This is a genomic window from Hyphomonas sp., assembly GCF_041398385.1.
Taxonomy (GTDB): domain Bacteria; phylum Pseudomonadota; class Alphaproteobacteria; order Caulobacterales; family Hyphomonadaceae; genus Hyphomonas.
The window spans coordinates 45,312-59,433 of the sequence record NZ_JAWKUW010000008.1; the positions used below are offsets into that span (position 1 = coordinate 45,312).

Annotated in this window: 14 protein-coding genes; 5 read left to right on the forward strand and 9 right to left on the reverse strand. The window is 65.2% G+C overall.

The annotated features are described in order from the left end of the window. Positions 1 to 96 precede the first annotated feature (96 nt). Together R3C13_RS13530 and R3C13_RS13535 are read left to right on the forward strand one after the other, a co-directional pair. On the forward strand, positions 97 to 1,683 hold the full coding sequence (locus tag R3C13_RS13530) for a tetratricopeptide repeat protein (protein WP_371311361.1): 1,587 nt from the start codon (positions 97 to 99) through the stop codon (positions 1,681 to 1,683). A gap of 85 nt (positions 1,684 to 1,768) precedes the next feature. After that, positions 1,769 to 3,292, forward strand: a complete 1,524-nt coding sequence (locus R3C13_RS13535; protein WP_371311362.1) for a helicase HerA-like domain-containing protein — start codon at positions 1,769 to 1,771, stop codon at positions 3,290 to 3,292. A 16-nt stretch (positions 3,293 to 3,308) separates the two neighbouring features. On the opposite strand, the gene R3C13_RS13540 is transcribed toward R3C13_RS13535, so the two are convergent. From R3C13_RS13540 to petA, 5 genes are all read right to left on the reverse strand, one after another. Next, positions 3,309 to 4,325, reverse strand: a complete 1,017-nt coding sequence (locus R3C13_RS13540; protein ID WP_371311363.1) for a hypothetical protein — start codon at positions 4,323 to 4,325, stop codon at positions 3,309 to 3,311. Between the two features lie 69 nt (positions 4,326 to 4,394). Then, positions 4,395 to 5,273 (reverse strand): S-methyl-5'-thioadenosine phosphorylase, encoded by an 879-nt coding sequence (gene mtnP, locus R3C13_RS13545; RefSeq protein WP_371311364.1) that lies wholly within the window; start codon positions 5,271 to 5,273, stop codon positions 4,395 to 4,397. 76 nt (positions 5,274 to 5,349) lie between these two features. Next, positions 5,350 to 6,372, reverse strand: coding sequence for a cytochrome c1 (locus tag R3C13_RS13550; RefSeq protein ID WP_371311365.1), 1,023 nt, complete (start codon positions 6,370 to 6,372; stop codon positions 5,350 to 5,352). Between the two features lie 16 nt (positions 6,373 to 6,388). Further along, a complete protein-coding gene (locus R3C13_RS13555) occupies positions 6,389 to 7,846 on the reverse strand; it encodes a cytochrome bc complex cytochrome b subunit (protein ID WP_371311366.1) in 1,458 nt (485 codons plus the stop codon). A 16-nt stretch (positions 7,847 to 7,862) separates the two neighbouring features. After that, positions 7,863 to 8,432 carry a ubiquinol-cytochrome c reductase iron-sulfur subunit gene (gene petA, locus R3C13_RS13560; RefSeq protein WP_371311367.1) on the reverse strand — a complete coding sequence of 190 codons (570 nt, stop codon included), beginning with the start codon at positions 8,430 to 8,432 and terminating at the stop codon, positions 7,863 to 7,865. A 185-nt stretch (positions 8,433 to 8,617) separates the two neighbouring features. Between petA and hemF the strand changes: the two genes are divergently transcribed. Together hemF and R3C13_RS13570 are read left to right on the forward strand one after the other, a co-directional pair. Next, positions 8,618 to 9,502: an oxygen-dependent coproporphyrinogen oxidase gene (gene hemF / locus R3C13_RS13565; RefSeq protein ID WP_371311368.1), complete on the forward strand. Its 885-nt coding sequence runs from the start codon at positions 8,618 to 8,620 to the stop codon at positions 9,500 to 9,502. Between the two features lie 116 nt (positions 9,503 to 9,618). Continuing rightward, positions 9,619 to 10,125: a TspO/MBR family protein gene (locus tag R3C13_RS13570; RefSeq protein WP_371311369.1), complete on the forward strand. Its 507-nt coding sequence runs from the start codon at positions 9,619 to 9,621 to the stop codon at positions 10,123 to 10,125. Here R3C13_RS13570 and R3C13_RS13575 read toward each other — a convergent pair. The 4 genes from R3C13_RS13575 to R3C13_RS13590 form a co-directional block, all read right to left on the reverse strand. Next, on the reverse strand, positions 10,100 to 11,317 hold the full coding sequence (locus R3C13_RS13575) for a CCA tRNA nucleotidyltransferase (protein ID WP_371311370.1): 1,218 nt from the start codon (positions 11,315 to 11,317) through the stop codon (positions 10,100 to 10,102). The genes R3C13_RS13570 and R3C13_RS13575 overlap by 26 nt on opposite strands. After that, a complete protein-coding gene (locus R3C13_RS13580; protein ID WP_371311371.1) occupies positions 11,304 to 11,672 on the reverse strand; it encodes a DUF6111 family protein in 369 nt (122 codons plus the stop codon). Before R3C13_RS13580 ends, R3C13_RS13575 begins: the two co-directional genes overlap by 14 nt. Before the next feature lie 81 nt (positions 11,673 to 11,753). Continuing rightward, a complete protein-coding gene (locus R3C13_RS13585; protein ID WP_371311372.1) occupies positions 11,754 to 12,374 on the reverse strand; it encodes a CoA pyrophosphatase in 621 nt (206 codons plus the stop codon). A gap of 9 nt (positions 12,375 to 12,383) precedes the next feature. Then, positions 12,384 to 12,917 carry a DUF1285 domain-containing protein gene (locus tag R3C13_RS13590; protein ID WP_371311373.1) on the reverse strand — a complete coding sequence of 178 codons (534 nt, stop codon included), beginning with the start codon at positions 12,915 to 12,917 and terminating at the stop codon, positions 12,384 to 12,386. Between the two features lie 122 nt (positions 12,918 to 13,039). On the opposite strand from R3C13_RS13590, the gene R3C13_RS13595 reads away from it, so the two are divergent. Then, positions 13,040 to 14,047: an AAA family ATPase gene (locus tag R3C13_RS13595; protein ID WP_371311443.1), complete on the forward strand. Its 1,008-nt coding sequence runs from the start codon at positions 13,040 to 13,042 to the stop codon at positions 14,045 to 14,047. Positions 14,048 to 14,122: the final 75 nt, after the last annotated feature.

Below are 14,122 nucleotides of genomic sequence, written 5' to 3' on the forward strand. Positions count from 1 at the left end.
CTTGCACCGGCGGGTTTGGATTGCGATAAAGTTCGGGTTGAAGGCTCTGCCGGTGTGCCCCCTGGGGTGGAACAGCCGGCCTGCGCGGGAACCGACATGGACGAGACACCGGCTCCGGCCACTCTGGCAGACCAGGCCGCAGACGTTTGGGGCGGGGTGTATTCCAGTGTGGAGAGCGTATGGACGTGGTTCGAGAGCATCGGCCTCGTCAATCAGTTGGGCGTTGTCGCTGCTGTCCTCGCCATTCTCGGCGCAGTCTGGTGGATCATCCGCCTGCCCTTCCGACGGGCGCAGCAACGGCGGGAGGCGGCTGAGAAAGCCCGCCAGCTGGAAGAGGCAAAGGCCGAAGCAGAGCAGGCCCGGCAGGACCGGGAAGCGCTGCGGCGCCAGATGGAAGACAATCGCCGCGCCAGCGATGACAAACTCGGCAGGCTCGAAACGCTGATTGCGGACTTCATCGCCCGGGAACGGGCCGAAGCGGCCGCCGAAGGGCGCGCTATGGATGAGGAAACCGTCGAGCGCGTGGAACAGGCCGCCCTCGGCCTCGGCGAACTCGCGCCTGCTGCAACCGAGCGCGTGCTGACGGGCGACGAGTCCGGTTTCGATGAGCTGGAAGCGCTGGCGCAGCAGAAAACCTCCGCCGCACGGCAGGCCGAAGCTGAAGCGGCCGACAAATCCCGCGCCGCCGCCCGGATTTGGATCGAGATCGGGGACCTTGCCTATCTGAACCACACACACCGGGCGCTGGCCGCCTATCGTGCGGCGCGGGACCTCGACGCAGGCAACACTTACGCTTGGAACCGGGCCGGTCTTCTGGATGTGCGCCTCGGCAATCTGGACGATGCCCGGCAGGCCTTCCAGCATGTGCTGGACACTGCCGGGGCGTCGGACAAGACCGTGGAAGCTGCCGCCCTTGGCAATCTCGGCCTTATCGCCATGACGCGCGGGGACCTCGACGCCGCTGAGGACTTTTACACACGCGCCCTCGCCCTCGATGAAGCCCTCGGCAACAAGGAAGGCATGGCCACCAATCTCGGCAATCTCGGCCTCATAGCCAGGACGCGCGGTAACCTCGACGCTGCTGAGGACTTTCACACACGCGCCCTCGCCCTCGATGAAGCCCTCGGCCGCAAGGAAGGCATGGCCAACCAACTCGGCAATCTCGGCCTCATCGGAATAACGCGCGGGAAACTCGACGTCGCCGAGGACTTTCACACACGCTCCCTCACCCTCCAAGAAGCCATCGGCAGCAAGGAAGGCATGGCCATACAGCTCGGCAATCTTGGTGTCATCGCCAATTCGCGCGGCGACCTCGACGCCGCGGAGGACTTTAACTCACGCGCTCTTGTCCTCCACGAAGCCATCGGCCGTAAGGAAGGCATGGCCATACAGCTTGGCAATCTCGGCAACACCGCTATGGCACGCGGTAACCTCGACGCTGCGGAGGACTTTTATACACGTGCCCTCGTTCTCACTGAAGCGCTCGGCAGCAAGGAAGGTATGGCCACACTGCTCGCCAATCTGGGTGCGCTTGCAAAGCAACGCGGCGATACAATCAGTGCCTGTACACACTGGGCCCGGTCGGTGGACCTGTTCCAGCAGATCGGTATGCCTCAGATGGTTGAGCAGATCAGCGGCTGGATGCGCGCGGCCGGGTGTCCCGGCATCGACGACGAGTCCTGACCCCGCCGGCGCCTGACACCTCAGGCCTTGCCGAATCCCGTGGAATCACTAGCGTTCCGGCGATAGCTGAAGAGGTGCGGGCAGCATGACAGACTCCATTTTCATCGGTGGCGCGGACGCGAACGGCACGGGCGCACCGGACGTTGCGCAGGAATTGCTGCTGAAGGTCGCGAACCGCCATGGCCTCGTCGCCGGGGCGACCGGCACCGGCAAGACAGTGACGCTGCAGATCCTGGCGCAGGGCTTTTCCGATGCCGGCGTGCCAGTGTTCTGCGCCGACGTGAAAGGCGACCTCTCCGGCATCTGCGTGCCGGGCAGCAAGAGCCATCCGCTGCACGAGAAGCTCGTCTCGCGGGCGGAGAAGATCGGCCTGCCGGATTATGGCTATTCCGCCGCGCCGGTGATCTTCTGGGATCTGTTCGGCGAGAACGGCCATCCGGTGCGCACCACGATCGCGGAGATGGGGCCCCTGCTCCTCTCGCGCCTCATGGGCCTGACTGATGCGCAGGAAGGCGTGCTGAACATTGCGTTCGAATATGCCGACGACAACAACCTCCTGCTGCTGGACCTGAAAGACCTGCGCAAGCTGCTCGCCCATATGAGCGAAAAGGACGTGCGCGACGAACTCAGCAAGGAGTACGGCAACATCGCCGCCGCCTCGCTGGGCGCGGTGCAGCGCAATTTGCTGGTGATGGAGCGCGAGGGCGCCGAGCATTTCTTCGGCGAGCCGGCGCTGGAACTGCCGGACATGATGCGCACCACGACCGACGGCAAGGGCATGGTCAGCGTGCTGGATGCGACGCGCCTCATCAACAGCCCGAAACTGTATTCCACCTTCCTGTTGTGGCTGTTGTCGGAACTGTTCGAGCAGTTGCCGGAAGTGGGCGACCCGGACAAGCCGCGCCTCGTCTTCTTCTTCGACGAGGCGCACCTGTTGTTCAACGATGCACCGCCCGCCCTGCTGCAGAAGATCGAACAGGTCGTGCGCCTCATCCGCTCCAAGGGCGTCGGCGTGTTCTTCGTCACGCAGAACCCGCGCGACCTGCCGGAGAGCGTACTCGCTCAGCTCGGCAACCGGTTCCAGCATGCGCTGCGCGCCTATACGCCGGCCGAACGCAAGGGCGTGAAGGCGGCGGCGCAGTCGTTCCGGGAGAACCCCGCCTTCGATACGGAAGAAGTGATCACCACACTCGGCGTTGGTGAGGCGCTGGTTTCGACGCTGGATGCGAAAGGCGCGCCCGGCATCGTGCAGCGGACCATGGTGCGCCCGCCCGCTTCCCGGCTTGGCCCGGCAGAACCCGCCGAGCGCAAGGCGGTGATGAAGGCGAGCCCGGTGGCGGGCAAGTATGACGGCGTGGTCGACCGCGAGTCCGCCTACGAGCTTCTCGAGGCCAAGGAAGCCAAAGCCGCGAAGGAAGCTGAAAAGCTGGCGGCGGAAGAAGCCAAGGTCAAGGAAGCGCTGGAGAAGAAGAAGGCGCGCACCAAGACCTCGTCTCGCTCGCGCCGCATGTCGCCGCTGGAAAAAGCCGGCAACCAGGCGGCCCGCTCAGCGGCGCGCGAGGTGACCCGGTATGTGCTGCGCGGGATTCTGGGCGGCCTGAAGCGTTAGGCCGCGAACCGGGAGATCAGTTGGAGCGCGGCCCGCCCGGCGGATCCGTGTCGCTGAATTCTGCCATCTCTTCCTCGAACGCCTCCACCGCGTCTTCGACGGGATTGTGCAGGTCGTGCTCGCCATTGAGGTCGCCCACAACGGCCTTCTCGAAATCGTCCATGTCGTCGTCAGCGAACGTGCTGGCCACGTCCGCAGCCGCCGGCGCGGCCGCAGCGGCGGCGAGCGCGGCCTTCTCAACGTCCTTGGCAGCCCTGGCAGCTTCCTTTTCGGCCTCTTTCTCGGCCTTGCGGGCGGCTTTCTCGGCCTTCTTGCGTTCTTCCTCGGCAATCTGCTCCGGCGACTTCCGCTTCCAGAACGGCGCGTTGAGGTCCGCCTTGCGGTCGTATTGCATGGCGTAATACTCGGCCGCCGTGTGGGTCAGCGGGCGCGGCGTCAGGTGCAGCCCATAGGCTCGAAGGCGCTCGACCACTTCATCGCGCAGGTACATGCCCGGCAGGGCGCCCTGCGAGAAATTATGGCCCTTCATCCAGTCGCGCACCGCCCAGGTCCGCACGCGGCCGACTTCCGCCGGGCGCGCGCCCTTGTGGACTTCCCACATATAGAGCGTGGCGATGCCGTTGATCGTCGCGTCCATGGCGTCGTCCATGGCGTAGGCCGGCTCCCGCCGCTGGGCGAGCGTGGCCCGGAGCGCCATCTTGCGCGCTTCCAGCTCCTGATAGGTGTTGCCGATCACGGCGAGCGCATTGCGGTTGGCGCGGATCATCGAGGCGTTGACGCCGTCGAGCTGGGGATGGCGGACAGGCAGCAACAGGTCCGGCCCGGCATCCTGGGTGCCATGGATCTGGGCGATCTCGCTGACGAAGCGCTGCAGATTGATCCGCAATTCGTGCGAAACGCCTTCCAGCGCCGAGGCCGCGCCTTCGCGTTCATTGTCGCGGATGCGCCAGAGCTGCCAGGCGATCAGCAATGCGGCCGCAACCAGCAGGCCAAGGCCGCCGGTGAAGAAGGTGTAGAACTGCGATTCACTCATTCTGAGATCCCCTCCAATCAGCCCGATCCAGCAAGCCCCGCGCCAGCCCGAGTTAATGGAGCCTTAAGCTTAGCCTTTGAGCGCGCGCCCGGCAATGACTTCAAGTTTCCGGAGCGTTTCCGGAGCCCTGGCCGCCTGCGCAGTGATCAGCGCGTGGTCAAGACAGGTATCGATCCCGTCAGGGCTGGGTGTACGGGGCGTTCCGGATAACATTTCCGCCAGTTTCACAATGGCCGCCCGGCCGAGCGCACTGTTATGGCCCATGATTTCCAGCACATTGGTGACCGAGACCGCCTCTTCGTCCTCACGCCAGCAATCATAATCCGTCACCATGGCGAGGACGGCATAGGGCAGCTCCGCCTCACGGGCGAGCTTGGATTCCGGCATGGCGGTCATGCCGATCACGTCGCAGCCCCACTGCCGGTAGAGCCGCGATTCGGCAAGCGTCGAGAATTGCGGGCCTTCCATCGTGATATAGGTGCCGCCGCGATGCACTTTCGCACCGGCAGCCTCGGCCGCATCGCCAGCCAGCGCCGAGAGGCGGGAGCAGACCGGCCGGGCCATCGAGACGTGCGCCACCATGCCCTCCCCGAAGAAGGTCTTTGGGCGGGCAAAGGTGCGGTCGATGAACTGGTCGGCGGTGACGAAATCGCCGGGGGCGTACTGTTCCTGCAAGCTGCCGCAGGCGGAAATCGCGAGAACATCCGTGACGCCAGCCTGTTTGAGGGCAGCAATATTGGCCTGGTAAGGCACTTCGGTCGGCATCAGCCGGTGGCCGCGGCCGTGCCGGGGGATGAAGACGAAGCGGACATCGCCGATCCGGCCATGCACCAGCGCATCCGACGGCGCACCCCAGGGCGTCTCGACGCGCTCCTCGCGCCGGTCTTCCAGTCCGGATATTTCATAGAGGCCGGAGCCGCCGATGACCCCGATGACCCATTGCGTCATGCCTGTCTCCCAAATGAAAACCCCGCCCTTGGATCAACCGCAGGCGGGGCCGTCAATTCAAGTCCCTGTCACAAGCCTAGTGATCGACCTTGCGCCAGATCTGCTTGTAGGAGAACCACAGGAGCGCGGCGAGGAGCAGCAGGTAGCCCATCACGGCGAGGCCGAGAGATTTGCGGTTGCCCTGCTTGGGTTCGCCGGCCCAGGCGAGGAACTGCGCCACGTCATAAGCCATCTGTTCCGGGGTCGCTTCGGTGCCGTCGGTATATTCGAGGCGGCCTTCGAGCAGCTGCGGCGGCATGGCCAGGAAGCCACCTTTCGGGGCGTGCCGCGGGTCGCCTTCATAGTTCGGCGTCGTATCGCCGGCCATGTAGGGGTTGTAGTACTGCCCCGGCGAAACCTTGAGGTAGCCTTCGCCGTGCTCGCTGCCATGACCGCCGAGTTTCGACACGTCGATCAGCGTCTCGTAGACCGCCGGTGTCACCACTTCGGCGATGTCGTCGGTCGGATCGTCCGGCGTGCCGTTGTCCGAATAGGGCGTCGTGACCACAGCCGGCGAGACTTCGCGCTCGATAAAGGCGTCGTCATGCGGATAGCCGGACAGGAGGTGATAGACATAGGAGGCACCGCCATGGCGGGCCTTGGTGATCACCGACAGGTCCGGCGGGGCTGCGCCGCCATTGGCCGCGCGGGCCGCTTCCACGTTCGCATACGGGCTGCGGAACCGGTCAGCCGGGGTGGCCGGACGATAGTCGAACTCGCCAATGTCATTCGGGGTCGGGCTGAGGATTTCGTTCTCAGCGGCCAGCGCCTTCACGAACGGGTTGTCGTTCGGGTTCGGATAGGCCGGATCGTAGAACGGACCGCCGGGCTCACCGAGGTTGCGGTAGCTCATCAGCTTCATCGAGTGGCAGGAGGAGCAGACCTCCTTGTACACCTGATAGCCGCGCTGGAGCGAAGCCTGGTCGAACTGGCCGATCGGGCCTTCGAACGGCCAGCCGCCTTCCGGCGGATGGGGATGTTCGGCGCCGCCAGCGGCATGCGCTGCTGCGGTGAAGGCAAGTCCGGCAAGACCAGCGGTAAGGAATCGAAGCGATTTCATCTTTGCTCTGGGCTCCCTATTCCGCCGGAATGGCGGTGGCTGAGGAACGCTTGGCGCGTTTCAGCACGGACTTGTGGATGGACTCCGGTACAGCCTTCGAGCTCTCCGTCAGGCCGACGAAGAAGAGAAGGATGAAGTAGCCGAAGTAGCAGAAGGTCAGGATCAGCGAGAGGTGCCGGAACTGGAAGGTCGGCTTCGCGACCGCAGACAGCGAGGCATTGGTGCCCGCCGGCAGCGACTCCATAAACTTCTTCGCGTCGGCATAGGCTTCGCCTTCGCCATTGTATTCGCTGGTGACCTCGGCGCCGGAGGCGTCGGTGTAGGACACGACCAGCTTCTTGCCGGGATTGCCGAACACGCCGTCATCCGGGTTCGCCGCACCGCACCAGCCCAGCAGGAGGCAGGTGGCGACAAAGCCGAAGAAGAACTGCTTGGCCACCGGACGGTAGCGCATCGACCGGACCTTGGACGTGTCCAGCCAGGGCAGCAGGAACGGGATCGCGACAGCGGCGAACATGAAGATCACGCCGAGCAGCTTGGCCGGGATCGGGCCGAGGTCGAAGGTGATGGCGCGCAGGATGGCGTAGAACGGCAGCAGGTACCATTCCGGCACGATGTGCGACGGCGTCACCAGCGGGTTGGCTTCGACATAGTTGTCGGCATGGCCCAGCACGTTCGGCGCGTAGAACACGAACACGGCGAACATGATGAGGAAGATGACGATCGCGAAGGCGTCCTTCACCGTGTAGTACGGGTGGAACGGAACGGTCTCTTTCTCGACATCCTGGACTTCAACGCCGGTCGGGTTGTTGTTGCCCGGCACGTGCAGTGCCCAGACGTGCAGCACGACGACGGCAGCGATCATGAACGGCAGCAGGTAGTGCAGCGAGAAGAAGCGCTGGAGCGTCTGGTTGCCGATCGACGGGCCGCCCATCAGCCAGGTCTGGATGCTTTCGCCGATGATCGGGATCGCACCGAAGAGGCCGGTGATCACGTTCGAGCCGTGATAGGACATCTGGCCCCAGGGCAGCATGTAGCCGAGGAAGGCCGTGGCCATCATCAGGAGGTAGATGACGCAGCCGAGCACCCACAGCACTTCGCGCGGGGCCTTGTACGATCCGTAGTACAGGCCGCGGAACATGTGGATGTAGACCGCGAGGAAGAACATCGAGGCGCCATTGGCGTGGATGTAGCGCAGCAGCCAGCCATACGGCACGTCGCGCATGATGCGCTCGACCGAGGCGAAGGCACCGTCGACGCTGGCCTCATAGTGCATCGCGAGGATGACACCGGTGATGATCTGGATCGCAAGGCAGACTGCCAGGATGCCGCCGAAGGTCCACCAGTAATTGAGGTTCTTCGGGGTCGGGAAGTTCATCGCATGGTCTTGCGCGAACCGGATGATCGGCAGGCGGCTGTCGAGCCAGCGCGTGAACGCGTTTGTGGGTTCGTAGGAGGATTCGTGTCCGGCCATCGGGAAGTCTCCGTCCTTACAGCGAGATGTTGATCACGGCGTCCGACACATACTTGTAGTTCGGAACCGGAAGGTTGAGCGGCGCAGGGCCTTTGCGGATGCGGCCGGACGTGTCGTAGTGCGAGCCGTGGCAGGGGCAGTACCAGCCACCGAAATCGCCCGTATTGCCCTGGGCCGGACCGACCGGCACGCAGCCGAGGTGGGTACAGGAGCCGGAGGTCACGAGGATGGCGCGGTTGAGCGAGCCATCGGCTTTCGGACGCAGGCGTTCATCGTCCGTCTGCGGGTCGCGCAGGGTGGAGATGTTCACCGCTTCGGCCGCGGCAATCTCGGCCGGCGTCCGGTGGCGGATGAAGAACGGCTTGCCGCCGATCAGGACGCGGATTTCGCTCCCGAGCGGGATTTTCGAAATGTCCACGTCGAGTGCCGACGCCGCTTTGGTGTCTGCCGCCGGGTTCCACTGGTCCACTGCGGCCCATGCGAACATGGCCGCGCCGCCGAATGCCGCAGCACCCGTGGCGATGTGGATGAAGTTGCGGCGGTCGTCGTCCACCACATCATGCTCTGTTGCTGTGTGATCAGTCACGCTTTCCCATCCTCACAAGGCAGAAATCTGGCCCCGTATTACAAGACCCCACCCGCTTGCACATTGCGGCAAGTGGGCGCGGGGCCAGCCCCTGAGATTTACACTGCTAGGGCGTTATCCTGACTTGCGGCCTGTGACAACAGGGGGCTTGCAACCTGTGCAGCTTGCGCCACAAGTCTCGCCCCATGACGACACCTGACCCCTCCTCCCAGAAACGCCGCGCGCGGGACTGGTTCCGCACCCTCCAGGAAGACATCTGCGCCCGCTTCGAGGCGATCGAGGATGCCGCCTGCCCTCCCCTTTACCGGGGGCCTGCCGGGCGGTTCGAACTGACCGAATGGCGCCGCGGCGACGGCAGCGAGGATCTCGGCGGCGGCCGCATGGGCCTGATGCGGGGTAAGGTGTTCGAAAAGGTGGGGGTTCACTTCTCCGAAGTGTACGGGACGTTTTCGGAAGCCTTCGCGGCGCAAATCCCCGGCGCCGACAAGTCGGACGGCAAATTCTGGGCCTCCGGCATCTCGCTCATCGCCCATCCGCGCAATCCGCGCGTTCCGGCGGCGCACATGAACACACGGATGCTGGTGACCAGCCAGTCCTGGTTCGGCGGCGGCGGCGACCTCAATCCCCTGCTCGGCTACCAGCGCGATCAGGCGTTCGTGGATTCGGTCGATTTCCATGCAGCCATGAAAGCCGCCTGTGACACCCATCCCGGCGCCGACTTCGCCGCCATGAAAGAGCATTGCGACACCTATTTCCACCTCGCCCACCGCGACGAGCCGCGCGGCACCGGCGGCATCTTCTATGACCGCTTCAATACCGGCGACTGGGAAGGCGACTTCGCCTTCACCCAGGAAGTGGGCAAGCAGTTTGCGGCCATCTATCCCGAGATCGTCCGCCGCCGCTTCGAGGAAGCCTGGAGCGAGGCCGAGCGCGAGGAGCAGCTCATCCAGCGCGGGCGCTATGTCGAGTTCAACCTGCTCTACGACCGCGGCACGACCTTTGGCCTGAAGACCGGCGGGAATGTCACGAGCATCCTCTCTTCTATGCCGCCCGTGGTGAAGTGGCCGTGACAGCCGCCTGATTTCCGGGCATCCCGGCCCGCAATCCTTTCGGCTGGCCCTTACAATCTTCGTCCGTCGCGTGTTCCGCAAAGACGGGAGGCCGCGAGCGGCGTATAAGGGCCGCGATGGTGGAACGCACGCGGAAAGCCCCTTGGGGCGCCAGCTTGTTGCTGGTGCTGGCAACGGCGATGGCCGGGGCCCTCGGCGGACTCGTCACGCAAAGCGGAAAGCCCGGCTGGTATGACGGCCTGAAAAAGGCCGCGCTCAACCCGCCCGACTATGTGTTCGGCCTTGTCTGGCCGGCCTTGTTCGCCCTGATGGCGCTCGGCGCGCTGCTGGTTCTTTGGCGGGCCGGGAGTTTCCACCGGGCGAGCCAGCCGCTCGGCATCTATTTCACCATGCTGATGGTGAATGTCGGCTGGAGCCTGTTCTTCTTCGGCCTGAAGCAGGTGCCGCTGGCGATGGGAATCCTGACCGCGCTCTGGCTGCTGGTGATTGCGATGATGGGCGAGTTCGGCCGGTTCTCGAAGGCGGCGGCCTGGCTGCAGGTGCCGTATCTCGTCTGGGTGAGCTTTGCGGCTTATCTCAACGGCTTCGTCTGGTGGGCTAACCCGCAGGTTTCAGGCGGCTGAGCAGCGCGTCGCGCGTCAGCGTGAAGTCCGAGGCGATCCAGTCCGCCTCGACGGATGCCAGCGCGGCGCCAACCTCCGGCCCCGAGAACCCGGCCTTCAGCGCATCATTGCCATCGACCGGCAGAACCGGGCGTTGCCAAGCCTCTGCCGCCTTCAGGACAGCGGCGACGTCATCCAGCGGCGCCCCCTGCGCTGCATCGACCAGGGCGCGGTCTTTCACCGCCGCCGCGCCGAAACGGTAAAGCGTTTCGCGGCGGGCTTCCGGGCCCAGCGGCACGACATGGCCGAGCGCCGGACTGGCCCAGTCCGCAAGGCGGTCGCGTTCGGCATTGGAGAGGCGCAGGGCGCGCGAGGCCGCTTCAACGTCCGTCAGGCGCCGCGGCAGCAGTGCCATCAGACGCTGCATCGGGTCCGGGGCGGCGCCGGTCCCCTGCTCCGCCGCGATGAGGCCCGGCAGGACGGAGGTGCGCGCCGCAGGCAGCACGACGTCCAGAACGCCGCTGTCTTCCATCGCCATCAGGGCCACCGACGGGTCGGGTGCCGCAAGCGTGCGCTTCATTTCCTTCCAGATCCGCTCGGCCGCGATCTTCTTCAGGCCGTCCTTCTGCCGCGCGCAGGCGGCAAGCCCGGGCTCATCCACCCCCGCACCATACCAGGCATTGAAGCGAAAGAAGCGGAGAATGCGGAGATAGTCTTCGATCAGGCGCTGGTCCGCATCGCCGATGAAGATGACGCGGCCGGCGATGGCATCGTCCACGCTGCCGGGCACGACTTCCTCGATGCTGCCGTCCGGCGCTGCATAGATTGCGTTCATGCGGAAATCGCGGCGGGCGGCGTCTTCGGCCCAGTCTTCGGTGAAGGAGACGACGGCGCGGCGGCCATCGGTTTCGACGTCGCGGCGCAGGGTGGTGATCTCATAGGGGCGGCCGTCGGCGATCGCCGTCACGGTGCCATGCTCGATGCCGGTGGGAATGGCGCGGATGCCGGCCGTCTCCATCGCCGCCATCACATCCTGCGGCAGGATCTGCGTTGCGATGTCGATATCGTCGACGGCAAGGCCCCGGATCTCGTTGCGCACACAGCCGCCGACATAACGGGCGCCGCCGGGCCGGGCGGCTTCGAGCGCGGCCATCACGGCACGGGTCGACGGTAGGGTCAGCCAGTCTCCCTGAAGGCGCCTAGTCGGGGACATTTTCGCCCGCATCGGGCTGGGGTTCGGTGTCGAGTTCGACCGCGCCGCCGGGATCGCGATTCAGCGCCCGCCCGGCATCCTTCAGGTCATGCTCGCAGGGATATTTCTCGCCGGGCACCAGCTTGCCGTCCACATAGCGCGTCGGCTTCTGGCACATGGTCGCCGACCGGTCTTCCATGAAGGCCATGACGAAATAGGCAGCGGTGGCAAGTGCGAGGCCGATGAGGAAGAGGAGATTGATCGGCCATTTCCGCCGGCCTTCCTGCTCGGCCGTGGCGGTCGCAAGCAGGTACAGCCCGAACACCATGAACGGGATCGAGAAAATCAAGAGTTCAAACAGAATGCGTCCGGCCAAGACGTCTAACCCCTCTCCTGCCTTCCGGTGCAGGATAGGCAGATGCGGCGCGCTTGGGAAACCCCGAAATGCCGCAAGGCCTTAGCCCTCATACAAAGTCTCGTAGAGCCGCTGGATGATGCCGGCGGTGACGCCCCAGATACGATAGCCATTGTGGGGCATCTCGTAATAGCGCCGCGGCTTGCCCTTGTAATAGGCCTCTCCCATCCGGTGGTTGCGCGCATCCATCAGGAAGTCGAGCGGCGTTTCGAACACGGCGGCCACCTCTGTCGGGTCTGGCCGGGCGACGAAATCGTAAGGCAGCAAGCCCACGACGGGCGTGATGCGGAAGCGGGTGCCGGTGACATAGGGCGCGGCCTTGCCGAGGATCTGCACGTCATCCGGCGCGACGCCGACTTCCTCCTCGGCCTCTCGCAGGGCGGCGGCGACCTCGTCAATGTCGATGGGGTCGACCTTGCCGCCCGGAAACGCGACCTGGCCGGCATGGGTGGACATGGTGTCGGGGCGGAGCGTCAGGAGGGCCGTTGCCCCTTTATTGCGGGGAATGACGCCGACCAGAACGGCGGCCGGGCGAATGATCGCGACCTCTTCCGGCGACAGGAAATCCATGTCGCCGCCCTCGTCCAGCCGGCCATTGCCGGCGGGCGGGTCGAGCCGCGCGTCCACGCGGAACAGGAAATCGTCAAGTCCGGCCCAGGCCATGGTTTCGTCTCAGCCTGCCGGTCCGATGGGAAAAAAGGCACGCTGGCTCCAGACGCCGAGCTGGCCGGAGCCGTCGGGGGCATCGACCGCCATGTCCACGAGTTCGTAGAAGACCGGCCGGGTGAGCTTCGCCTCAAGCCGCCCCCGCACGAGGACGTAAGGCGAGGGTTCCTGAGTCTCCGGGTCGGTTTCGACGCGGATCGGCGCGTCCGGCCCGGCAAGGGTCACGTCGCCGAGATTGGTGAGGAAACCGAGCGTCTGGTCCGGCCCCGCCTCGCCTGCCCGATCCACGCGCACGGCAAGGAACGGGGCGTCTTCGACATGCACGACGACCTTTTCATGCGGGGTGACGAGATAGGTTTTGCCGTCCTCATCCTTGCGCAGGATGCGGGAAAAAAGCTTCACCAGCCGCTCCCGGTTGATCCGCCCGCCTTCATGCCACCAGGACCCGTCGGCGCGAATCTCCATGTCGATGTCGCCGCAATGGTCAGGGTTCCAGAGGTCGACGGGGGGCAGTTTGCCGTCCAGAGTCCCCTCCGGCATGAGCGCCTTCAGCGTGGCCTCGAGGCTGTTTTTATTGGCCAAACTGGTAGACACACCTTCCTCCGCCTTGAAGAGGCCTTACAAATAGGTCTCATTGCAGATCACGCAAACCGGAAAAGGCGCTGTCGAATATGGCCGATACGAATATGACCGCGGACACGATTGTTGCAGAGGCGGAGCACGCCGCCGAAACGCTGCAGCAGGTGAAGGCTGAAATCGGCAAGGCGGTGTTCGGGCAGGAGCGGGTGATCGAGCTGGCGCTGGCGGCGATTCTGGGCGGCGGCCATGCCCTGCTGATCGGCGCGCCGGGCCTAGCCAAGACGCGGCTTGTGGAGGCGATGGGCACGGCGCTCGGCCTGCAGAACCAGCGCATCCAGTTCACGCCGGACCTGATGCCCTCCGACATTCTCGGCTCCGAAGTGCTGGATGAAAGCGCGACCGGCCAGCGGAGCTTCCGCTTCCTGCGCGGGCCGATCTTTACCCAGCTGCTGATGGCCGACGAGATCAACCGCGCCTCCCCCCGCACCCAGTCCGCCCTCCTGCAGGCCATGCAGGAGCGGCACGTGACCGTGGCGGGCATGCGGCATGACCTGCCGGCGCCGTTCCATGTGCTGGCGACGCAGAACCCGATCGAGCAGGAAGGCACCTATCCGCTGCCGGAAGCCCAGCTGGACCGTTTCCTGCTGAAGATCGACGTGAACTATCCGGACCTCGACACAGAGCGCCGCATCCTCATCGAAACGACGAGCGGCGCCGACCAGGCCGTGCATGCCGCGCTCGACGCTTCGCGCCTGATGGCGCTGCAGGCGCTGGTGCGGAAAATGCCGGTGGGAGAGAAGATCGTCTCGGCCATCCTCGCCCTCATCCGCGAGGCGCGGCCGGAGCAGACCTCTGACGCGCGTGTGAAGCGCCTCGTCGACTGGGGCCCCTCCCCGCGGGCCGGTCAGGCGCTGATGCTGGCGGCAAGGGCGCGGGCCCTGCTGCGCGGCCGGTTTGCGCCGAGCCTCGAAGATGTTGAAGCACTGGCAGAGCCCTGCCTCGGCCACCGCATGGCCATGCGCTACGACCCGACCGGCGAAGCCCCCGGCCTGACCGACCTGATCAACGACCTCGCGCGGAAGGTGGCGTAGCGACCGTGTTCCTTACTCCGCTCATCCCGGCGAAAGCCGGGATCCAGTGCCAAGCAGACGGCGTCCGGCAAGGCC